The following is a 23,532-nucleotide window of genomic DNA, read 5'->3' as shown; positions in this document are numbered from 1 at the left end:
TAACTTAGTAACCTAAAGGCGTCATTAACCCAAGCCACTATCCCACTATCCAACTATTAATGATAAAAGGATTAAAAAGCCGATAGATTATACCCGCTTTTTAATCCTTTTATTTGTTCAATGGACTTGTGTCGAAAAGCGATACCCAGTGCCACGTACGGTTTGAATAAACCCAGCATAATTATAAGGCTCTAGCACTTTGCGCAAGCGTCTGATGTGCACATCAATGGTACGATCTTCGACATACACATTCCCACCCCACACCTGATCGAGCAGCTGTGTTCGAGTATAGGCACGTTCTGGGTGACTCATGAAGAAAGCCAGTAAGCGATATTCGGTTGGGCCTATTTCTACAGGAGTACCATCCGCCGAAAGACGCTGACTGACAGGATCTAGACTTAGACCTTCTGCCTCAATAGGTTTTTCACCAGATAGAACACTACTACGGCGAAGTACCGCTTTAATTCGTGAGACCAGCTCTCGAGTCGAGAATGGCTTAGTAATATAGTCATCCGCACCGGCGTCTAACCCTTGTACTTTATTATCTTCTTCGCCACGTGCGGTCAACATGATGATAGGAATTTCAGACAGCATTTCATCTTTTTTAAGACGACGGCATAAATCTATCCCTGATTGATTACCTGGTAACATCCAATCTAGTAAGATCATCGCTGGTCTATGGTCCACCACTTGGTTATGGGCGTCATTAACATCTTCAGCCTGCAAGCATTCGAATCCTGACATCTCTAAAGTAGTAACAATCATTTCACGGATGGCCGGTTCATCTTCCACAACCAATATGGTTTCGGTATTCATTTTATTGTTGTCCTATAGTTTTCGTCTCTGCGTTCGGTACGGTGAAGTAGCAGTACGCTATAAATCTGGTTCATATAATTATGACCGTTATATTACAGCTTATAATTATGACAAATAGATGACAATACTAAAACTTATCAGAACAAGCTTTATTTGATCGATGTTTAACAGACCACTTTAATTGTTCATTATCGGCCAGACAACCACGTTTCATTCCCTAGTTTAGCTAAGTTCTAAAATGAAATTCAGTGGCCCATCATTGTCTGCTTTAACCAACATATTGGCACCAAATTTACCCGTTTCCACGTGATGGTATTGCTGCTTAGCGTAGCTTACGAGCTGTTCAAACAGCGCATTTGCGGCATCTGGCGCCATGGCACCTCCGAAATCTGGGCGACGGCCTTTGTCGGTTTTGGCCATTAAAGTAAACTGTGAAACCAGAAGCAAACCGCCCTCGACTTGCTGCACATTTTTGTCAAGCTTGCCTGCCTCATTATCAAAGATACGGTAGGTCAAGATTTTATCGACCATCTTTTGAGCGCTTTGTAAGGTATCCTCTGGCCCAAGACCAATATAAGCCAATATTCCGTGCTCAATCTGCCCTACTGTCTCTGCATCCACCACTACGCTGGCCTGTTTTACTCTTTGAATTAATGCTCTCATTAATCGTCATCCTTTTTTCTATTGTTTCTATTATCTGTATTGCTTAAATACAAAGCTATCGTTTGAATTTTATGTTTCTGTATTTTTCCCTCTATTAACTAATAAGGGAGTCGAGTTCAGTAATGGTAAGTCTCAGTTACTGTCCTCTTATATTGAATAGAAATCATGATAAACTAGCCGTATATTATTTATATAAAGAACCAGCTATATACAGAACTGGCTATATAAAAACCTACTCCCCACTCTACGATGAATTTTATTATGAAAAATCTACTCAAAGACTCATTCAAAAAACAAGCGCAGCAACTACTGACTCGCGATGGTATCTTTACGGCGCTACAGCACGTTGTGCCTCAGCAGAAATTAAGTGAAACCGCAGGTCGCTTGGCTGCCAGTCAAAATCCAATTGTCAAAAAAGCATTCGTTAATACCTTTGCCAAAGCTTACGGAATTACTCTAGATGAGTATGGTAGAAAAGAATTTGGCGATTTTAAAAGCTTTAATGACTTTTTCACCCGTGAATTGGCAGAAGATGCGCGCCCCATCGATAGCACGGAAAAAGGCATCGTTTCACCCGCAGACGGTATGATTTCTCAAATAGGTTATATCGAGCAAAACCAATTATTGCAAGCCAAAGGCCGTCATTATAGCGTCGGTCATTTATTGGCAGATTCAGAGAATAAGGAAGCTAGCTATTTTAATGGTGGCAGTTTCGCCACTGTTTATCTTGCGCCAAGCAATTACCACCGCGTACATATGCCTTTTGATGGCAAGCTCATTGAGACCCGCTATGTGCCTGGTACGTTATTCTCAGTGAATAATGTCACTGCCCAAAATGTCCCTGACTTATTCGCCCGTAATGAGCGTTTGGTTTGTATTTTTGAAACTCAGTATGGCCGTGCTGCCGTAGTCTTAGTAGGTGCGATGATTGTGGCTGGTATCGAAACCGTTGCCACTGGCAAAATCGAGCGTACCGATAGCATTCAAACGCTTGAGCACAACCTTAGCCTCAAAAAAGGCGATGAACTTGGCCGCTTTTATTTAGGCTCAACCGCTATTGTGGTGATGCCAAAGTCTGCCGGCGTTGAGTGGTCACAAGACATGGAGCATGGCTCTGTGGTGCAAATGGGTCAGCTTTTGGGTGTCGCTGCTAAAGCCTAACCTGCTGATATCCATATATTTTCTAGCTCATTATTTTAAAGGTGCACCTGGTGCACCTTTATTTTTATAATAATATTTTTAGTTATCTTTATGCATTACGCATCCACTAGCCAACCCTGCTCGGTGGCATAATCAATCTGTTTTTCTATCCACTGATGAATGACCGGAAAACTGTCTGCGATAAAGGCATGCATACCGGCGACCTGTGAACGCTTAACCCCATGCTCGCTCCAAGTTTTACCGCCGGTATTCAGATTAAGCAAAAACGGCAATAGGCGATCAATAGCTTTTAACAGTTGCGTCTCTTTACTGCCCCCAGTCTCTTGCTCATCCCATACCTCAAGCAAATTATCAATGCCATTGCCCTTATGCGCATGCAAACGAACAATACCCTCTCGCTCCTCAATATGCGCCTCGCTACGAGTCTCGGCATACAAAAAAGTATCACCAGCATAAATTTCACCCAAATCATGGACTAAAGCAAGTTTTAGCAATCTCTCGTGATTGACCTCAAGCTGAAACAACTCAGCGATAGACCAACACGCCATTGCCAAATGCCATGAATGTTCCGCTGAGTTTTCCAGTCGATCAGTTTGAGTGACATAACTGCGTCGGTTAACCCGCTTTAGTGCATCAAGCTCTAACAAAAACTGAGTGACATTTTCAATATTAACGTGCTTATTATCAGTCAATGGCATAACTATTCATCTCATCATCTAAAAATATTTCGGTTCATTCTAAGCGTAAACTCTAGGCTTTATATAATAACAGACCCAATCCACCCCAACTTAGAGACCCATAGGTTTAAGTTGTTTAAACTTCTTGAAAAGCACATACTGAATTTAGTACATATTTAGTTTGTTACCTTTGCCAAATTCATAACTCATGTCACAGACAAGGATTGTCTATGTCACTCAATGACGCTTTAACTAACAGTACCCCTACCCTCATAGATTCTCAACTAGGCCAAAACAAACCGCCCCGTAAATGGCGAGTTATTGCCGGTTTTTCTTTATTGCTTGGGGTGAATCAGTTTTTATGGCTAACCTTTGCTACCATTATTATTAGTACCAAACAGCATTTCGGAGTCAGTGAATTTTTAGCCAACTTATTGACCCTAATGTTTCCTATCGTCTTTGTGATGCTGGCCATCCATTCGGGCAAGGTATTAGATAATGTCGGCTACAAGAAAGTGGTGGGCTACGCTGCTATTTTAATGTTAATTGGGACGATTATACGTTGGTTAGGGGTCAATAATTATTGGGTAGTACTAGCTGGCCAGCTACTTATTGCCATTGCCCAACCCTACATTACCAATGCCATCAATCTTGTTACCACAGATTGGTTTGATAAATCACAACTGGCCACTGTGACTGGTATTATCATGGGTGGTATGTTCTTAGCGACTGCGCTTGGTGCATTTGCTCCAGCCCCGCTAATTGAGCTGTTTGGTTTCTCACAGATGTTATTATTGAATGTCGGAATAACAGCCATCGCTGTGTTGCTGTTTTTCTTAATCGTAGAAGAAAAGCCTAGACAACAGGCGGTAACCGTATCACTTGTTGGAATCGAATCGTTACTTAAGAACAAACGCTTATGGCTGATATCGCTGTCAGTGTTTATTGCCATGGGTTATTTTAATGGGTTAAGCAATTGGATTGCTCCCATTCTTGCCCCAAGAGGTATCACTGAAACTACCGCAGGAACCATAACCGCGATGTTAATCTTTGGCGGCATATTGGGGGCACTAATTATCCCTTTATTGTCCGATTATTTTCAAAAGCGGCGTTTATTTTTAATACTGGCGACGGTGGTAGGTGCTACTGCTACCTACCCTCTCCTGTATTCAACTTCTGGCAGTACCACGCTTATTATCAGCTTTTTTCTAGGGTTCTTTTTACTGGCAGGCTACCCACTACTTATTGCAGCCGCTGAAGACACTGTTCATCCTTCACAGGCTGCTAAGGCAGTTGCGATGTTGATGATGATGGGTAACTTAGGCGGTGTGATAATGGTGCTGTTAATGCAAGGGGTTAAAGCAAGCACCGGTAGTTGGCTACCAACAGGTTGGGTACTGATTATTGCAGTTATTATCGCGGGATTTTTGGTGTTAAAAATTGAGGATAAACCGGTGATAAAAGTACCACCAATGGTCTAACCCTCAATTTCAATCTGGGTTCAATTGTTCAATTTTATGCTTTTTCTAACGTATTCGTCTTACTAAGAGACCAGTAAGGCTACTTCACTAACTGGCTAATCGCCTTAAAAGCAGGGTCTTTGCTTGAGCGACATAGCTCAAACAATATTGCCTCAGTGGTGGTAATCACTGCCCCTGCACGTCGCATACGGCGAATCGCTTGGCGACGATCATAAGCACTACGTGACCCTATCGCATCGGCGATAACTACAGGCTGCATACCGTTGTCTAATAAATCTAATACCGTTTGCATGACGCACACGTGGGCCTCTACCCCAAATACCAATACTGAAATTCGATTTTGTTGGGCTAAATAGTTCCATGTTTCATCGTTGTCACACGCACTAAAAGTCACCTTCTCGATGGTCTTAGACTTAGTGGTGTCTAATACTGCCATAATTTCAGGTACCGTACGGCCTAAACCTTCAGGATATTGCTCATTAAGCAAAATAGGTATGTTTAGAGTCTGTAACCCCTGAATGAGAATTAGGGTCTTTTTAAGGATATCGTTATAGCGGTAAATGTGCGGAGAAAGTTTCTCTTGCACATCAATAATCATGGCTTGACAGTTTTCCCGCTGGATACGATACGTTTTGTCAGTGGTAATCGTTGTTGACATAACACACTCCTTGTGTCGATTAAGAAAACAAAAATCCCTTATGCTTATTAAGTCATATTAAGCCACAGAGGTCAAACATTTGCCTTAGACTTGTTGTAATTACGGTCTTAAACCCTGTCGCCAAACTGAGCCGTTAACGTTCTGCCAATCCCACAACGGTAATCTGACGTTCATAGTGACCCATATGACCATAATTACCGGCCTTACTTATTAATGCTTTGACACGTACCCGATGTAACTCATAAAGAGGATGAACAACCCCTCTTTTCTTGGCTAGGTCATCTATAATATTGCTCGGATCAGAGATATGATACTGCACGCCCTGCTCAGTGGTGAAGCTAAATTGCTCCAAGCTTTTATTGACACTGCCGACCAACACTTGCGGCTGTACCGAATCTTGTCCTGCTTTGTCCGCTAAATTTGTTGCGACCAACTTAGTACTAGTTATCAGACTTAACCCCACCCCTACTGCAGAGATTAAAAACAGCTTGGTCAAAGCCGATTTACGATAAGGATTTTTAGAGGCAAACTGCTCTTTGGACTCAGTAGGGTCAGGTATATTGTAATTAGACATGATATTTCGACCTTTCAAACCTGTACGTTAACGGGTTAACAAATAAGATAATGCACATAAAAAAGCACCTCTAACATTACGCCAGAGGTGCTTTTGATGCAAGATAAATAAATGTTTACTATTTTACTTTTGAAGTCTATTAAAGACTAATTGTATATATCTAGCTACTTTATATAATGCTATAAATTAAAGTAATTTTGGTGGTTCGTCTTGACTCATTCTATTGATTTTATTTCGAACCAAATTTAGAAAATCATCTCTAGCTGGAATCATTCCAGTTTCGGTTAATAAATTTTTCTTTCTTAATGAGACATATAACGCAATAGCCTCAGCCTGACAACTAAAAGATTTCTTAGGATTAAATTCTATATCAGTAAATGCATCATACTGTAGCACTTCATTTTTCAAATCATTATTCAAGTTTAAAACATTTAAATATAACCAATTATAAAAGGCTGTTTTAGGTTCAATATCCCACAGGTCTTTTTTATGCATAAATCCTATAACTTCACCTGAGTTTTTCAGCCTCTCATCCCTTTTAGCGTCTAACGAAGATTTATATCGAATATCTATGAAAGGTCCACCCTGTTCAAAAACTTTTGATGCTTGGTAAAGGCTTTCTACACTTGCTTTATGACCATTTGATAACTCTAAATGTAAATTAAATGCACTAAGATTCACACCTAATTCCGACTCTGACTTGGACGATATCTCTAACACCTTTTTATTTTCATATTTATTTTGAAAAGCTTGATGCAATGATTCAATCGACTTTTTCTTTTGTGTAGCGCTAAAACCAGGAAACCATTCAAACTCAAACTCTTCTACCCTAACTAAATCATTACTTAATTCGCTAGTTATAAATACAGGTCGGCTAGCCATCTCTATATCTCCTCTTATCAAAAACCACTTCATTCTCAGAAACTTTATAACCTAGATTCCTAGCCCAGTTAAGACTGTTATCCTGATAACTAGTATATATCTCATCAATAAATTCTACAGGTATATTGTCTAGATATAGTATTTCTGCTTGATTGTCATATGTATAGGTAGGTAAGCTCATACCTATTGGCGATTCGAACATATTCAAGAAAGCATCACAAGTCATTCTTTGATGAATAGGCTGATTCTTCACCTTCATTGACGCAGCATTAGAACTACAAAAAATCGCCTTATTTAGATAATTGAAATTTAGAGTATTATACGAAAAGCTGTCCTCTCTCCCATATAGTAGTGAGGGTGATATTTTAAGAACCACCCAATTCTCATCACCCGTTTGCTTTCGATATTTATAGAACATTTTGAAATTAGGATGACTAAACGATAATGAAATAGAATCTAATACTCCATCCATTCTTAACTCATCATTAAAAACATACCTTAAATTCATATCATCAAGATTTTTACGTGTTAATATGCCATGCTCTAAAATAGAAGATAAGTTTGCCTTATGTGTAAAATGATACAAAGCACTAATATTCTTTAATTTATTATAATCTAGTTGAGTATTACGAATTATCTCGTCCCAAATTCTGGTGTAATGCTGGGTAGCTAATCCAGGAAACTTATGCGCAAAATAATCATCGATACAATATAACTTAGGATATTTGGTAGTACCAGATAAATAGAACCTAATCTTAAAAAAATCAACTAGATAATTGTCCACTTTATTAGCTAGAACTGCTGGCGATATATTAGTTTTAATCTCATTGGGAGATGATTTTTCAGCTTTTTCTCTCTCAGCTTTTTCTCTTTCAGCTTTTTCTCTTTCAGCCTTTTCTCTTTCAGCTTTTTCTCTTTCAGCTTTTTCTCTTTCAGCTTTTTCTCTTTCAGCCTTTTCTCTTTCAGCCTTTTCTCTTTCAGCCTTTTCTCTTTCAGCCTTTTCTCTTTCAGCCTTTTCTCTTTCAGCTCTTTCTCTTTCAGCTCTTTCTCTTTCAGCTCTTTCTCTTTCAGCTCTTTCTCTTTCAGCTCTTTCTCTTTCAGTTCTTTCTCTTTCAGTTCTTTCTCTTTCAGCTCTTTCTCTTTCAGCTCTTTCTCTTTCAGCTCTTTCTCTTGCGGCTTTTTCCCTTTCAGCCTTTTCTCCTTCAGCTCTTTCTTTATCTCTTAAATATCTACCATATTCACGATTAATGAAATATTTAGTATTTTTTGATGATGAGAATACTCCCTTGGAATGGACTTCTTCAATCACTAAGTGGGATATTTCTTCATAACGACCCTTTTCTTTAAAGTAATCTACGATATTCGTTACATCATCATATCTGTCTAAACCTAAGCCTTGTAGACTCTCATTGATACTATCAATATCTTCTTGCCTAGACATATCAAGTAAAAGTTCTTTATAATTTTTGACAATTTTTTCTTCTGATAGCCTAGACTTTTCAGCTACTGACTTTTCAAATTCTTTATTAAACTCATCTAAGCTACTATTCACATCCTCAAGAAGTCTACTAGTTTCCTTTGTAGCAGTCTTAAAAAAGTTCTTAGCTACTCTTAAATCTTGCAGTTTTGTGTTAGATGTAAAAAGCCATATAACTATGAATGCACCAAAAATAAATAATAGTTCCATAGTACTCTCAAAATAGTTCACGTAAAAAAACACCTCTAACATTACGTCAGAGGTGTCTTTTATACAAGATAAATAAGTAGAACTTGTCGCTCTACTATTTAACCTTTTTTTATTTATACACGTTCAATAACAGTGGCAATACCTTGACCTAGACCGATACACATAGTCGCTAGACCAATTTCAGTATCCATCTGCTCCATAGCGTTTAGAAGCGTTACAGTGATACGTGCACCAGAACAGCCTAGTGGGTGACCTAGAGCAATAGCACCACCATTAACGTTGACGATGTCTTGCTTGTCTAACAAGTTAAGTGCTTTTAGTACTGATAAGCCTTGTGCCGCAAACGCTTCGTTTAACTCAATAGTTTGCATATCATCTAAGCTTAGGCCAGCACGCTTAAGTGCTTTTTGAGTCGCTGGTACTGGACCATAACCCATGATAGCCGCGTCACAACCGGCAACAGCCATGCTACGGATACGAGCGCGAGGCTTAAGACCTAAATCTTTCGCTTTTTGAGCACTCATCACTAGCATTGCAGACGCACCATCTGATAACGCAGAAGAAGTCGCAGCCGTTACGGTACCATTCGCTGGATCAAATACAGGGCGTAGCTTAGCCAATGACTCTAGTGTGGTGTCAGGGCGAATCACTTCGTCAACGGTACAAAGCTGTAAACGGCCTTGTGCATCATGGCCTTCAACGCCGATGATTTCATTATCAAAACGACCTTGTTGAGTCGCTTCCCAAGCACGGCGATGAGATTCATAACCAAATGCGTCTTGTTGCTCGCGAGTGATGCCATTCATACGACCTAGCATTTCAGCAGTTAAACCCATCATGTTTGACGCTTTTGCATAATGCTTAGACGCTTCTGGGTTGATATCGATGCCATGCATCATGCCCACGTGGCCCATGTGCTCCACACCACCGATGATGAAAACATCACCTTGGTTGGTCATGATTTGAGCAGCAGCAGTGTGTAAAGCCTGCATTGATGAACCACATAGACGGTTAACCGTTTGGCCACCAGCAGTTTTTGGGATATCAGCCAACAGACCAATGTTACGGCCAATGTTCATACCTTGTTCTAGAGTCTGGTTCACACAACCCCAGATAACATCTTCAACTTCATTGGTATCAAAGTCGTTACGTTTAACTAAAGCACGTACCAGTTCAGCTGACATGCTGTCTGCACGGACATTGCGGAACATACCGTTTTTAGATTTACCCATTGCAGTACGCACGCCATCTACGATGACCACGTCTTTTGGACTTAATGTTGTCATGTAATACTCCTTGAATTTTTTATATCTTTTAGTTTTTCTGAGAAGGCTTCACCGTCTATCAATTAGAAGGTGAAGCTCAGTAAACTAATGAATTATTTGGTCATCCCTAGTTCATTATCAGCTTATTGATTTATAAGCCGATCAATAATAACTAGGCTTTTGGGTAGAAAGTCTCGCCAGCTGCTGCCATATCACGGATTTTTTGTGGCGCTTCATAAGCTTTACCTAGGTAAGCGTATTTTTCACACAGTGCTAAGTAGTTATCTAGACCTACTTGATCGATGTAACGGCATGGGCCACCACGGAATGCAGGGAAACCAACGCCCATAATCATCGCCATGTCTGCTTCTGCTGGAGTTGCTACGATGTTGTCTTCTAAGCAACGAACCGTTTCGTTACAGAAAGCAAGCATCATACGATCAATGATAGTTTGATCATCAAACTCTTTCTTATCGCTGTCTGTGGTCGCTTTTAATAGCTCATAAGTGGCTTCATCAGCGGTTTTCTTAGGCTTACCGCGGCTGTCAGTTTCGTATTTGTAGAAACCAACGCCATTTTTCTGACCCAAGCGATTGTTTTCAAATAGATGCTTGATTGCGCCTTTGTAGTCTGGCTTCATGCGATCTGGGAAGCCTTCTGCCATAACGTCTGCACCGTGTACGCCAGTATCTAAACCAACCACGTCGATTAAGTAGGCAGGACCCATAGGCCAACCGAATTTCTGCATTACTTTGTCAACATGAACAAAGTCTGCGCCTTCTTTTAATAGAAGATCAAACGCGCCGAAGTATGGGAATAATACGCGGTTCACTAAGAAACCTGGGCAATCATTCACAACAACAGGCACTTTGCCCATACGTTGAGCTAGAGCAACGGTAGTCGCAATCGCTTCTTCTGATGATTTCTCACCACGGATAACTTCTACCAATGGCATACGGTGTACTGGGTTGAAGAAGTGCATACCCACGAAGTTCTCAGGGCGCTCAAGCACAGTGGCCAAATGCGTAATAGAGATGGTTGACGTGTTAGAAGCTAGGATAGCGTTTTCTTTGACTAAACCTTCTACTTCTTTTAGTACCGCGTGCTTAACTTTTGGATTTTCAACAACCGCTTCGATAACGATGTCAGTTTCGCCAAAGTCACCATAGTTCAGTGTAGGACGGATACGGCTTAGCGTTTCACCCATTTGAGCAGGGGTCATTTTCTTACGCTCTACCATCTTACCTAGTAGTTTGCTTGCTTCGCCCATACCTAAGTCTAACTGCTCAGACTTAATGTCTTTCATGATAATAGGTAGGCCTTTTGAAGCTGCCTGATAGGCAATACCACCACCCATGATGCCTGCGCCAAGTACTGCTGCTTCATTGATTTCATGAGCATTCTTAGTGTGTTTTTTGGCCAATTTCTTAACGGTTTGATCGTTTAAGAATAGACCCACTAAGCTTTCAGCCTGAGGTGTTTTAGCAGCTTTAGTAAAACCTGCTGCTTCCACTTTAAGAGCTTCGTCACGAGGTAGGTTGACGTGATTTTCGATGGTCTCGATAGCAATGGCAGGTGCTGGGTACTGTTTAGGATTTGCTTTAGCAAAGATAGCGGCTTTGGCACTGCTGAACGCCATTGTTTGCTCAAGCTGATTTAGCTTAACAGGTTGCAGTTTCTCTTCACGCTTCGCTTGCCAATCTAAATCACCAGCGATTGCTTTTTTAACTAGGTCAATAGCGGCCGCTTCTAAATCGTCTGCAGCCACAACAGCATCCACCAAGCCTAATTTAAGAGCTTCGGCAGGTTTTTGTGCTTTACCTGTAGCGATTAACTCTAGAGCATTATCGATACCGATAACACGTGGCGTACGCACACTACCACCGAAGCCTGGGAAAATACCTAACTGAGTTTCTGGTAGACCGATTTGCGCCTTTTCGCTCATTACACGGTATTCACAAACCAGTGTCATTTCACAACCACCGCCTAGTGCTGCGCCATTAATTGCGGCAACTTTAGGGAATGGTAGATCTTCAAAGCGACTAAATACACCGTTGATTTCAACGATCCAGTTTTTAATTTCTTCTTCTTCTTTGTTGAAATGTGACACAAATTCTGTGATATCTGCACCAGCGATGAACACACCTTTGCTTGAAGTAACAATCAGACCTTTTACATTGTCTGCTTGCTCTAAAGCAGTAACAGCTTCGTCGAACTGTTTGTTGGTTTCGGCATCAAATTTATTAACGCTCTCACCTTCGGCGTTATACTGCATGTTGGCAATGCCATCATCTAACAGTGATACCGTAATGCGGTTACCTTGATATATCATGTAAATCTCCTTGTTATTTTAGCTCTTTATTTTAAGCTTTGCGTGCCGTTACACCACGTCATAAGCTGAATCACATTCATCATATTATAGTTGGCTTAGGTAAATCTTAAGCTTTAAAACACCTGCTGATATAATTCTATAGTACTTAGACTACACACAGTGTATTAAATTACTATTATACAACTTGCCCGTTTATATCTATGCCCCAGCATATTTATGTTGGTTAGATCTTTACGCCGGTTAGTGTAGGGGATTTAACCCCTTGCTGTCACAGCGCAATCACTGACTCATAGGTCATAAATTTTGTCATATAGTGCCAATAAATCCTTTACGTGACCGTTTAAAGTTGTTTCATTGACTGCTCTGCATTAAAAGTCATTGTTAACATATTTTTAAGCGTAATAAGTTTTTTAAACATAGGGCGCTACAACATAATTAGTCTATCAAGTCTTTGATTCGTAACTCAATTACTTTATTTTTCGTCCTACAGTAACTGACAGCAGGCGGCAAATCTGACTTGCACATGTTAAACTAACCCCCATAATATCCCCTATAAGTTAAGTCTGACTGCCCTATTCAAGCACGCTTTTTTTTATGCGGCTAACTGCGCCAGTAACGTCTTAATTTTTCACAACTCCCTTATCTGCATTGAGCATCGGTTCTATGATAAAACAGTCCGTCAATTTTGAAAGTTTAAGCCAACAGGTTATTGCCACATTATCGGCAGATATTGATACCTTGTTAAGCCACGCTGAACTACCCTCGCCCTTAAAAGAAGCGTGTCACTATGCAATGACCGGTCAAGGCAAGCGGGTGCGTCCTTTAATGGCGGCTTGTGCTTATCATACTGTCATCTATAGCAATACTGCTGTGGATTCAGGAGCTGAAGCTTTGTCTAACTCAGTACTGACAGACAACTGCCGCCGAGCGATGCTTGCGGTAGAGTTTTTGCACACCTATTCGCTCATTCATGACGATTTGCCCTGCATGGATGATGATGATTTGCGCCGAGGCCGCCCTACTTGTCATATTAAGTTTGATGAAGCCACAGCCATGTTAACCGGCGATGTATTACAAACACTTGCTTTTGAGATATTAACCGCAGACATTGAGGGGTTTCAGCCTATCTCAGATGAGCAAGCGGCTAAATTGCTGACCGTCTTTGCCCCCAGAGCCAGAAGAATGGTCTCCGGACAGATGCTAGATTTAAATGCTGAAAATAAAGAAATTACCCAAGCCGAGCTTGAAGCCATACATCGCGATAAGACTGGGGCTTTGATTGAGGCTGCCGTACTGATGGGCGGTGTTTGTGCCGAAGCTAGTGCTGAGCAACTGGCTGCTATGACTCAGTTTGCCACTAATATTGGTCTAGCTTTCCAAGTTCAAGATGATATCTTAGATGTGACGGCCAGTACCGATATTTTAGGCAAGCCGGCTGGCAGTGATGAAGGTTTAAATAAATCTACTTATGTCAGATTAATGGGAGTAGACAGCGCCACTGACTATGCCAAATCTTTATTCGTAGAGGCCAAGGAAGTTATAGACGATAGCTTTATGGACGAAAACGCCTTAAACGCTTTAGCAGAATGGCTATGGCAGCGTCAGAAATAACGCTTTTGAATCAACACTTTTGAATTAATAAGGTTGAACTAATAGGGTTGAAGTAACAAGGATACTACTATTAGGTGGATTGATATTTGATTATAATAGCGCGTTGATAGTTGGGTACAGATACCGAGCATTATTTGACTCATTATCTGTATCTCGTTATCGGTATAAGGCGTAAAGATACAGGCGCTATTAAGTCAAAGACAGCTGTGTTTATTTAGCCGCTGTAATGCTTAAATATTCAGAAAGTCTATGTCAGTTTACGCGCTTAACGGCCATGATCCGCTTTATTGTAGTCGCTTAGGCCAGGCTTGCGACTACAAGTCAGCCAAGTTAAGTTGAGTCATAATCCCCTTACTCACCATCAAAACAAATAGCACATAATGCTTGTTTTACACTACTCGGAAAATTATGCTTTTCTTACGTCAGACTGATGAACCTAAAGGGTTGCCAAAAAAGAGGGTCAGAACCGATTTTGACCTTAGTGAGACGCCTTTGCGCATGAGGATTAAACGCTCGCTTTTTGCTAAGAAAACAGCTTTGAACAAACGTGCAAAGGGTACGTTGCGCGGCAATTTACATCATAAAAAGCTCAATCAACGTCTAAACAATCAACGTCTGAACAATCAAAAAAAGTCATTTATTGTTACCCGTCAGCGTTTATTGCGGTTGTGCATCCTACTCAGTTTGGCAAGTATGGCAACGCATTCATTCTCTGCCAGTGCCAGTGTTCTAGACCCCATTCGTCGCGTTTTTTCACCGATTATTAATATCATAGATAAAAAAGACTCGCCTAAACCTTTACCTCAAGCCAATCAGTTGATTACTGAACAAGCAGCACTCGATCCTACGTTAAGCAGTCATCCAATTAATGAGTCTAATGCACGCTTGTCATTGACCAAAGACCGTCCAAGCATGCTTAATGTGATGCAGGCGGAGTTTTTGATCAATCGTGGTGAGATAGATGCAGGTCTTGAACTCTATAAGCAAGAGGCACTTAAGGATGATGCTACTGCTGTTTTTGAGCGTGCCCTTGAGCTATCGTTATTATATGACATGCCAAAAGAATCTCTGGCTTTTGCGCTACAGTGGCAACAGCAAAACCCTGAACATATTCCTGCCCTATTTTATGTGGCTCATTTGGCATTGAAGGCACACGATTATGAATTATCGGGCAAAGTGTTAACTGAGATTCTCGATTATGATACACAGGCTGATTTAAGCGAAATACTCATTGGTATCTATCCTACCAATCAAAAAGACCAACGCTCGCTACTAGAAACACTACTAAGCTTGCCCAAACACGATAATCCTTCTTTATTGGTGATGCAGGCAGGTCTCATGTCACAACTAGGACAGCCAGACATCGCCTTGGTCAGTGTCAATCGTGCCTTAAAGTTCCAACCTGATAATGCGCCTTTTATTGTGTTAAAAGCAGATATTTTGAAGCAGCTAAAACCTGATCGTCAGGTATTAAAATTTATCAGCGGTGAGCGCAAAAGACTAAAAGACAATAAAACGATATTCCTGTATGAAATCCGTTATCGTTTGGAGTTGGGCGAGACTCAGGAAGCTTGGGAGCTCTTACTACAAGCGCATGACTTATTCCAAGATGAGGAAGTCACTCTTTTAGCCGCTCTAGTCAGCATCGATATCGAGGCTTATACCAAAGCAGATGAGTTGCTATCAAGCTTAGCCTCCTCGCCAGCCTATATTGATCAAGCCTATTACTATCTGGGTATCAGTGCAGAGCGACAGCATAAATACGAAAGAGCAGAACGTTTCTTATCAAAAGTAATGCAAGAAAACTTGGTATTGAAAGCGCGTCAAAAGCTGGTGTCTATTCAACTATTGCAAGGTCATAGCGAACAAGCTTTAAATACCTTGACCACATTCAGCCAGCAATTTGATGTGTATGGGCCAGAGAGCGCCATCATGCAGGCCGATATTTTGCGTCAACAAGGCAAGCTGACTGAAGCCAAAGATGTCTTGGCTAATGCCAATAAGCGCTATCCTGATGATACCAAGCTAATGTTTGCGCGGGCACAATTGCTAGACAATGAGACAGATACTGAATTAAAACGCAGGTTACTGGATCGTCTGCTGTTAATTAATCCTGAGAATCCAGATTACATAGTGGCTTCTGCCACCTTGCTATTTGAAGTAGGTGATGAGAAGGAAGTAGAACAAGCAGTCAGTCTGGCAAAGTCCGTCTTAGAAGTGCCTTTTGATTCTCCTCAATTTAATCAAAAAAACTATTTGTCGGCTTTAAACCTTTTGGCAGCAGACGCTTTGTCTAAACAACAATATCAGGTGGTCATTGATTATTTAGAAGTGCCTTATGATATCTCTCCGACTTTAGACTCAGGAATTATCTTACTACGTGCTTACCAAGGTCTAAACCAGCAGGATAAAGTGCTTAGCTTATTTGAAGACATTCAACAACGTTTTGCCGTCGGTCAGCAGGATATCAGTGATAGACTGCAATCGTACTGATACGTTTTGTAAAAAACACCTGTTTATAGAATTAGCTTTAAAACTTTAAAAAGACTATGTCTATCAAAAATAGTCTTGACACAAAACTTGAACGGTACAGACTCCTAAAAATCACAAAGTCTTGCTAACATTGTTGCCCTTAGCCATTTTTTAACTAGCTTATTGTTAACTAGCTTAGTTATTAGCCTACTTAATGATTAGCACACCCTTTAAACTTATACCCCATAACTCATATCTAAGAATTAAAAATTAAGGACAATTATGACCTCAATATCTCGCTCAGTCTCTACAGCGTTAAAAACCTATTCAGCACCAAAATCGCTTGTTTCAAAGAAAAGTTTTGCAGGTCTTGTTTTAGCCGCCAGTGTGCTCGGTATTACCGGCTGTCAAACCACCCAAAATTTAGGCACAGCACCAAACTCAACCACTGAAATGGTAACGGGCGGTGCTTCGCAGTATCCTGCGTTACTTCAAAGCTTTAATATTCGCGGAAAAATTGGGGTCACAACTCCGAAAACAGAGACCAGTGCCGCTCAGACAGGTAGTGCTTTTTATGTGTGGGCACAAGAAGACGAGCGCTTCGCCATAGACCTAACGGGAGCGTTGGGAATAGGCCATACCGTCATTGAATATGATGGCAACAGCGCCAAACTGGTCAGTGAACGTACTGGAGAAATTACCGCTGCCACCCCAGAAGAATTATTACTACAAGCTACTGGTTGGCAAGCACCTATTTCACAGTTACGTTATTGGATTTCGGGTCGACCCGCACCTTCAGATACCAATAGTCAGCTAGATTCACAAGGTCGTATAGACCGCTCTCAAAATGGCGACTGGTTGGCACAGTTTAGTTATAAAAATAATGACCGTTTACCTAGCAAAATTACCGTGACGCGTGGTGATGGCCATAAAGTTATTATGACTATATCGCATGGTTAGAGGACTGTAGGGATGATTTAATATTCTTAAGTCATCCTTCAGCTTGGTTGTTAAAGATTAGTTCTTAAAGATTAACTGTTAAAGATTGGTTCTTAAAGCTTGAAGTTGACGCTTATAGTTGCTGTGATACCTTATAATCGTCTTTGGCCTTTAACTACTTTCAATTAATAAATGCCGTGAATTGTTGTCTATGGCTCGAACCTTTAGATAGGTCTGAGCAACCTCAATTGCACGGCCACTCTTTGTTTTTAATGTGATAACCCTATGACTTTCTTGCCTCAGCTTAGCTTATTCTCGCCTGCGAAAATCAACCTGTTTTTGCACATTACCGGCAAGCGGCCCGATGGGTATCATAACTTACAAACTGTGTTTCGCCTGCTAAACTGGGGGGATACCTTACAATTTAGTGTTAGTGATAAGCAGTTTGACCCTCATGCTAGCTTTGATAGCCACAACCTGCCTATCACTCTAAGCAGTAACGTCGATGTTACCGCAAACCTGATGGATAACTTAGTGACCAAAGCGGCGATTGCTTTGATTGTTTACCTTAAAAGCCAGGCTCAGCGTTCTGCTATACAGTTAACAGACTCGCTACCGGTCATTGATATTAATTTAGATAAGGTATTGCCTACCGGTGCCGGACTCGGAGGTGGCTCCTCAAATGCGGCCACTACCCTACTGGCTCTAAATCAATTGTGGGGATTTAAGTTAGATCAACAAACATTGATTGAGATTGGTAGCGTTGTGGGCGCTGATGTGCCTATTTTTATTCTAGGTACCGATGCCATTGCCGAAGGTATTGGAGAGCGACTAACGCCTATTTCTCTGCCTAAACAATACTACCTGTTGTTAAACCCAGAGGCACATGCTTCTACACAAGCACTGTTTGCTCACCCTCAGTTGCGTCGTGACCTACCGGTTATGAGCGTGTCAGACATCGAAAACAACGCTGAGGGCTATCTTGAGCGGCTATATCCGTCTTTTGGTAATGTCTTCGAGCCAGTGGTAACCGAAGTCGTGCCAGAGGTCAAACAAGCCCTGTTGTACTTAAAGCAGCTTGAATCGATGACTCACAGTAATGCTCGTATGACGGGTACAGGCAGCAGTGTGTTTTTACCGATTCCTGAAGCAATGACCTCTCAAATACAGACTCATATGGTGAACAACCCACCCCCTTGTCAGGCTGTTATCACTCACTCTTTGACACTATAAAAAACCGCTATTCTGAATATCTAAAATGATAATTATTAAAATTCTAGAAAAACAGTTGCAATCACTAAATTCTTCTGTATAATAACTCGCCCATAAAGGGGTATAGCCAAGTTGGTAAGGCATCAGGTTTTGATCCTGACATCCGTTGGTTCGAGTCCAGCTACCCCTGCCATATTCGTCATGGGCTAAGCCAGTAATTTATAAAATTAAACGCTTTAGTTTATTGACATATCTAGTTAGTTTTCGGTATAGTTCGCCTCGAACGCTACCGGGAAGACAACGAGTAAAAAGTATCAAAATATTAGTGAATCGAATTTATTAATATTTTGATAGTAAATTATCAAGAGACATGCTAATTTAACAACAGCATAAGACTTCTTGATAAAGTTTGTCTGTTACAGGGGTATAGCCAAGTTGGTAAGGCATCAGGTTTTGATCCTGACATCCGTTGGTTCGAGTCCAGCTACCCCTGCCATTTTCTACACGTTCAACTTTCTTCTTTATTTGTGCAGTCTTTACTGCTCCTCTCCTAAGTCAAATAAATAGGACTTGAACCATGCCATATCTGGCGATTTTTACGGGTAATGCCCACCCTGAGTTGGCAAAAACTGTCGCTGATCACTTACACATTCCTCTTGGCCGTGCTGATGTCACGCGTTTCTCTGATGGCGAAATAGCTGTTGAGATTAAAGAGCATGTTCGTGGTAAAGACGTCTTTATTCTTCAGCCTACTTGCGCCCCTACTAACGATAACTTGATGGAAATCATGGTTATGGCTGACGCATTGCGCCGTTCAAGTGCGGGCCGCATTACTGCTGTTATGCCGTATTTTGGTTATGCGCGTCAGGACCGTCGTCCTCGCTCAGCACGTGTGCCTATTTCAGCAAAAGTTGTCGCGGATATGCTTAACATCGTTAGCATTGACCGTGTGATGACTGTTGACTTGCACTCTGACCAAATCCAAGGTTTCTTTGATATCCCAGTAGACAATATCTACGGTACCCCTGTTTTGTTAAAAGACTTACAAAAGCAAGGGTATGACAACCTGTTGGTTGTATCACCAGATGTGGGTGGTGTGGTACGTGCTCGTGCTATGGCCAAAGAGCTTGGTGGCAGTACTGACCTAGCGATTATCGATAAACGTCGTGCACGTGCAAACGAATCACAAGTTATGCACATCATTGGTGATGTAAAAGACCGTGATTGTGTGATTGTTGACGACATGGTGGATACTGCAGGTACATTGTGCAAAGCCGCTCAAGCGCTTAAAGACAATGGGGCACGTCGTGTCTTGGGTTATATTACTCACCCTGTATTATCAGGTAATGCGATTCAGACCATTAGCAATTCAGTATTGGACGAGTTGGTAGTTACTGATAGTATTCCTCTTTCTGCTGAAGCGAAAGCTTGTGGTAAGATCCGCCAAGTAACCATTGCTTCTTTATTGGCAGAAAGCTTACGCCGTATCAATAATGAAGAGTCTATTAGCGCTATGTTTGAGTCTATTGACTGAACCAAAGCTGACCAATAGCCTGTATTGATACTAACAAAAACCGCTGTCTTTTAGACAGCGGTTTTTTTGTACTGGATTTTGACAGGCATTACCCGTATAATACGCCCTCTGTATCTACGCAAAACGTGTGAGTGATTATATTAATCATCACTTAATTTGCTGTACAGGACAAAGATGTGTGTCTGGCCACGTTGGTCGCAAGCGTCGCTTGAACGCATCACCAAACCAAATTATTTAATCAAGGATACTCTCATGAGTGATATTTTATATACGGTAAATGGCATTGCCCGTACCGACGATCAGCAGGGCAAAGGTGCGAGCCGCCGCCTGCGTAAGCAAAATCTTGTACCAGCCATTATCTATGGTGGTAACGAAGAGCCTACAGCTATCGCTATTAAAAACAATGAGCTTTGGAAACTTCTAGAAAACGAAGCTTTCTTCTCAAACATTTTGACTATCAACCTTGATGGCGAAGAGCATCTAGCGGTTATTAAAGACTTACAGCGTCATCCTTCTAAAGGCTTCCCAATGCATGCTGACTTCCAGCGCATTGTTAAAGGTCAGAAGATCAACATGAACATCCCTGTTCATTTCGTAGGTCGTGAAGAAGCACCAGGTATCAAAGCTGGCGGTATCTTATCTACACTAATAACTGACATCGAAATCGTATGTCTACCATCTGCTCTACCTGAGTACTTAGAAGTTGACGTATCAGGTCTAGAAATTGGTGAGTCTTTACACCTAACAGACATCAAACTTCCTGAAGGTGTTATCATCTTCGAACTTGACGTTGATGAGCCAGTTGACCGCACAGTGGTTAACATGCAGGCCCCAACTGTTGAAGAAGTGGAAGAAGATACTGCTGAAGAAGTTGACGCAGCTGACGTACCTGCTACTGAGCAAGGTGGCGAAGAAGACAAAGGCGAATAATAATTCTCCTTCTGTCAGTGAGCCAGATAGTTGCTTTATTATACTTTAAGGTAACTATCTAAGTCTCACTACTGACAGTAATACTTTATAATACAGTGAGAAAGCTATGTCCCAACTTAAACTTATTGTTGGGCTTGGCAACCCAGGTCAGCAGTATGTCGAAACAAGACATAATGCTGGCTTTTGGTTTGTGGCCCTGATTGCTGACCGATTTAATATCGAATTGGCAGCTGACAAGAAGTTTCACGGCTTAACCGGACGCGGTCGTATTTTTGACACCGATGTTCGCCTATTGTTGCCGGTTACTTTTATGAATAAATCGGGTCAATCTGTTGAGCCTATGGTTAATTACTATGGCATTAAGCCTCAGGAACTACTCATTGCTCATGATGAGTTAGACATTCCTGCTGGTAGTATCAAACTCAAGACAGGTGGCGGTCATGGTGGTCATAATGGACTTCGTGATATCACCCCTCATCTTGGTAACGACTTCCATCGCCTACGTATTGGTATTGGCCATCCAGGTCATAAATCCAAAGTAAGTGGTCATGTGCTATCTAAACCCTCCCCCGATGAGCAAATTGCTATTGAAGCGGCTCTCGATGCTGCCATGGACTCATTGCAGCTAATGGTTACTGGGGATATAGAAAAAGCCCGTAGCCAAGTTAATGGCTTTAAGCTTCCTAATGCCTAACGCTTGCACCCCTATTTTTTAACAGTGCGTTTTTCAAGCATGTGGTTTTTAAGAAATACCATATACAGAGTGCTGTCTTGATTGATAGCCCTCCCTTCCTATTTCGCTCATGTTTAAAAGCCAGATGTCTGTGTATTTTTTTGATAACTTGATCAAAAATAGCAGAAAATACCTTATTTTATGAGTATAATCTGCTTTCAAGTTTTTTCTGCACAACATCTAGTCCATTATTTCAAGGAAATCCCTTATGTTATTGACCTTATTAAAAGGCAAACTACACCGTGCCCGTGTGACTCATGCTGATTTGCATTATGAAGGCTCTTGCGGGATAGATGGCGATTTATTAGATTTGGCAGGCATCCGTGAAAACGAATCTATTGATATTTATAATGTCACCAATGGCAAGCGCTTTCGCACTTATGCCATCCGTGCTGAAGCAGGCTCTGGTATTATTTCATTAAACGGTGCTGCAGCTCATATGGCAGATTTAGGCGATATCGTTATTATCTGTGCTTATGTGCAAATGGATGAAAACGAAGCGGATACTCATAAGCCGAAGCTGGTTTATTGTAATGAAAACAATACTGTAAAAGATACGGCTAATATTATTCCTGTCCAAGTATCTTAATCCTTACCAGTTATTAATGTAATCATAAAATGCTAAGCGATATAATATCGCTTAGCATTTTTTTATCTATATCATTTTAATATAGTCATGGGAAAGTAAATAAAACATAAGGCAACTGAGTATAAATACTACTCTAGTGAGCTTAGCGAGGTTCACGCTGTCATGTTCTATCTGAACCATGATTATAGTGGAGAGAATTTATGGCATTAGCCATTATTGCTGTTATTATTGGTCTTGCTGTTTTAGTGTGGAGTGCTGACACTTTTATCGACGGTGCGACCAGTTTGGCAGTACGTTTTAATATGCCTAGCTTTTTAATTGGTGTTGTTATTTTAGGTATCGGTACCTCAGCGCCTGAACTGGTGGTTTCTGCTTTAGCTGCCGTAGCCGGTAGCCCAGATTTGGCATTAGGCAATGCTTATGGGTCTAACATTATTAATATTACTTTGGTACTGGGGGTAACCGCGCTTATCAGCCCAATTTTAATCCGTGCTAATGTTATTCGTCATGACTTAATATTACTATTGGCAGTGACCGCTTTAGCAGCTTTTCAATTGCTAGATGGCAACCTGTCGATGACCGATGGTATTGTGCTTATTGCCTCGCTGATTGGTGTATTACTCATTCAAATCTTTTTAAGCCTGCGTAACAATACCGCAGCGGATGTAGACGCCCCAAAAGATATCAATATTGCCAAAGCATTAGCCACTTTGACTTTGGGTTTGGTGTTGTTGATTGTCAGCTCTAGATCTATCGTTTGGGGCGCCGTAGAATTAGCTACTTTATGGGGCATGAGCGAATTATTAATTGGTTTAACCATCGTTGCTATTGGGACCTCTTTACCTGAACTGGTCGCCAGTGTGGCTGCTGCGAGACGCGGTGAACATGATATGGCACTGGGCAATGTCATTGGCTCAAACCTATTTAACACCTTGGGAGTCGTGGGCGTGGCGACTGTTATTAGTCCTATCAAAAATATTGCCCCTGAGATTCTATCTCGCGATGTGTTGATGATGGCTGGGGTTACTTTATTGCTGTTTGTCTTGGCCATTATTGCTTATAACCGTCAAGGAGAGATGAAACGAGGCAGTGGTCTCGTATTGATTCTGACTTTCATCGGCTACTCAGTTTGGCTAGGTACCTCAGCGGTTTAATGGCTTAGCTGTATCGCGTTACTGTATAAGTTACACATATATGCTTTCACATATATGCTTTGTATCTACCAAAAATTAAAACCGTCATAATCTAAGGTTATGACGGTTTTTTTAAGCCTACAAATAGTAAATAGCATCCCTATCTTGTTATATCGCCGTTAG

General features: G+C 41.2%; 20 protein-coding genes and 2 tRNA genes. 13 read left to right on the top strand and 9 right to left on the bottom strand.

The annotated features are described in order from the left end of the window. Positions 1 to 117: 117 nt before the first annotated feature. Together phoB and dtd are read right to left on the bottom strand one after the other, a co-directional pair. A complete protein-coding gene (phoB, locus tag LK453_RS06045; protein WP_007395794.1) occupies positions 118 to 816 on the bottom strand; it encodes a phosphate regulon transcriptional regulator PhoB in 699 nt (232 codons plus the stop codon). A 222-nt stretch (positions 817 to 1,038) separates the two neighbouring features. After that, positions 1,039 to 1,479, bottom strand: coding sequence for a D-aminoacyl-tRNA deacylase (dtd, locus tag LK453_RS06040; protein ID WP_007395795.1), 441 nt, complete (start codon positions 1,477 to 1,479; stop codon positions 1,039 to 1,041). A 261-nt stretch (positions 1,480 to 1,740) separates the two neighbouring features. On the opposite strand from dtd, the gene asd reads away from it, so the two are divergent. After that, entirely contained in the window at positions 1,741 to 2,640 is a 900-nt protein-coding gene (asd, locus tag LK453_RS06035; protein ID WP_144295757.1) for an archaetidylserine decarboxylase, read from the top strand. 95 nt (positions 2,641 to 2,735) lie between these two features. Here the strand turns inward: asd and LK453_RS06030 are convergent, their stop codons facing one another. Next, a complete protein-coding gene (locus LK453_RS06030) occupies positions 2,736 to 3,338 on the bottom strand; it encodes an HD domain-containing protein (protein WP_201529481.1) in 603 nt (200 codons plus the stop codon). Positions 3,339 to 3,547: 209 nt separating this feature from the next. On the opposite strand from LK453_RS06030, the gene LK453_RS06025 reads away from it, so the two are divergent. Continuing rightward, positions 3,548 to 4,798, top strand: a complete 1,251-nt coding sequence (locus tag LK453_RS06025) for an MFS transporter (protein ID WP_201529483.1) — start codon at positions 3,548 to 3,550, stop codon at positions 4,796 to 4,798. Between the two features lie 79 nt (positions 4,799 to 4,877). On the opposite strand, the gene LK453_RS06020 is transcribed toward LK453_RS06025, so the two are convergent. The 6 genes from LK453_RS06020 to fadB form a co-directional block, all read right to left on the bottom strand. Then, on the bottom strand, positions 4,878 to 5,456 hold the full coding sequence (locus LK453_RS06020) for an isochorismatase family protein (protein ID WP_201538326.1): 579 nt from the start codon (positions 5,454 to 5,456) through the stop codon (positions 4,878 to 4,880). Between the two features lie 133 nt (positions 5,457 to 5,589). Next, entirely contained in the window at positions 5,590 to 6,030 is a 441-nt protein-coding gene (locus LK453_RS06015; protein ID WP_201538328.1) for a hypothetical protein, read from the bottom strand. Between the two features lie 186 nt (positions 6,031 to 6,216). Further along, complete coding sequence (locus tag LK453_RS06010; protein WP_201538330.1) at positions 6,217 to 6,912, bottom strand: DarT1-associated NADAR antitoxin family protein; 696 nt, start codon at positions 6,910 to 6,912, stop codon at positions 6,217 to 6,219. Continuing rightward, the gene (locus LK453_RS06005; RefSeq protein ID WP_201541618.1) at positions 6,905 to 8,599 is read right to left on the bottom strand and encodes a DarT ssDNA thymidine ADP-ribosyltransferase family protein; all 1,695 of its coding nucleotides are present in this window, start codon (positions 8,597 to 8,599) and stop codon (positions 6,905 to 6,907) included. The genes LK453_RS06010 and LK453_RS06005 overlap by 8 nt, the downstream gene beginning before the upstream one ends. A 113-nt stretch (positions 8,600 to 8,712) precedes the next feature. Beyond that, positions 8,713 to 9,885 carry an acetyl-CoA C-acyltransferase FadA gene (fadA, locus tag LK453_RS06000; protein ID WP_007395801.1) on the bottom strand — a complete coding sequence of 391 codons (1,173 nt, stop codon included), beginning with the start codon at positions 9,883 to 9,885 and terminating at the stop codon, positions 8,713 to 8,715. A gap of 151 nt (positions 9,886 to 10,036) precedes the next feature. Next, entirely contained in the window at positions 10,037 to 12,196 is a 2,160-nt protein-coding gene (gene fadB / locus LK453_RS05995) for a fatty acid oxidation complex subunit alpha FadB (RefSeq protein WP_201537830.1), read from the bottom strand. A 663-nt stretch (positions 12,197 to 12,859) separates the two neighbouring features. On the opposite strand from fadB, the gene LK453_RS05990 reads away from it, so the two are divergent. The 11 genes from LK453_RS05990 to LK453_RS05940 all read left to right on the top strand — a co-directional run bounded on the left by LK453_RS05990 (position 12,860) and on the right by LK453_RS05940 (position 23,370). Then, positions 12,860 to 13,807 carry a polyprenyl synthetase family protein gene (locus LK453_RS05990; RefSeq protein ID WP_201537832.1) on the top strand — a complete coding sequence of 316 codons (948 nt, stop codon included), beginning with the start codon at positions 12,860 to 12,862 and terminating at the stop codon, positions 13,805 to 13,807. Between the two features lie 408 nt (positions 13,808 to 14,215). After that, positions 14,216 to 16,300 (top strand): tetratricopeptide repeat protein, encoded by a 2,085-nt coding sequence (locus LK453_RS05985; RefSeq protein ID WP_201537834.1) that lies wholly within the window; start codon positions 14,216 to 14,218, stop codon positions 16,298 to 16,300. Positions 16,301 to 16,561: 261 nt separating this feature from the next. Next, positions 16,562 to 17,239, top strand: coding sequence for a lipoprotein insertase outer membrane protein LolB (gene lolB, locus LK453_RS05980; protein ID WP_201537836.1), 678 nt, complete (start codon positions 16,562 to 16,564; stop codon positions 17,237 to 17,239). Positions 17,240 to 17,503: 264 nt separating this feature from the next. Continuing rightward, positions 17,504 to 18,451 carry a 4-(cytidine 5'-diphospho)-2-C-methyl-D-erythritol kinase gene (gene ispE / locus LK453_RS05975; protein ID WP_201537838.1) on the top strand — a complete coding sequence of 316 codons (948 nt, stop codon included), beginning with the start codon at positions 17,504 to 17,506 and terminating at the stop codon, positions 18,449 to 18,451. A gap of 96 nt (positions 18,452 to 18,547) precedes the next feature. Next, positions 18,548 to 18,623 (top strand) — tRNA-Gln (locus tag LK453_RS05970). Positions 18,624 to 18,850: 227 nt separating this feature from the next. Then, positions 18,851 to 18,926: transfer RNA gene (locus LK453_RS05965), tRNA-Gln, on the top strand. 81 nt (positions 18,927 to 19,007) lie between these two features. Next, entirely contained in the window at positions 19,008 to 19,964 is a 957-nt protein-coding gene (locus tag LK453_RS05960; RefSeq protein ID WP_007395807.1) for a ribose-phosphate pyrophosphokinase, read from the top strand. 252 nt (positions 19,965 to 20,216) lie between these two features. Further along, complete coding sequence (locus LK453_RS05955) at positions 20,217 to 20,894, top strand: 50S ribosomal protein L25/general stress protein Ctc (RefSeq protein ID WP_201529497.1); 678 nt, start codon at positions 20,217 to 20,219, stop codon at positions 20,892 to 20,894. Between the two features lie 106 nt (positions 20,895 to 21,000). Then, positions 21,001 to 21,588, top strand: a complete 588-nt coding sequence (gene pth, locus LK453_RS05950; protein WP_201537840.1) for an aminoacyl-tRNA hydrolase — start codon at positions 21,001 to 21,003, stop codon at positions 21,586 to 21,588. A 247-nt stretch (positions 21,589 to 21,835) separates the two neighbouring features. Continuing rightward, positions 21,836 to 22,216 (top strand): aspartate 1-decarboxylase, encoded by a 381-nt coding sequence (gene panD, locus LK453_RS05945; protein WP_201529501.1) that lies wholly within the window; start codon positions 21,836 to 21,838, stop codon positions 22,214 to 22,216. A 200-nt stretch (positions 22,217 to 22,416) separates the two neighbouring features. After that, positions 22,417 to 23,370, top strand: a complete 954-nt coding sequence (locus tag LK453_RS05940) for a calcium/sodium antiporter (RefSeq protein WP_201529503.1) — start codon at positions 22,417 to 22,419, stop codon at positions 23,368 to 23,370. Positions 23,371 to 23,532 lie beyond the last annotated feature (162 nt).

This window comes from Psychrobacter sanguinis (genome assembly GCF_020736705.1).
Taxonomy (GTDB): Bacteria; Pseudomonadota; Gammaproteobacteria; order Pseudomonadales; family Moraxellaceae; genus Psychrobacter; species Psychrobacter sanguinis.
Note: the sequence above shows the minus strand (reverse complement) of the source record. Positions and strands in the feature narration are given on the sequence as shown.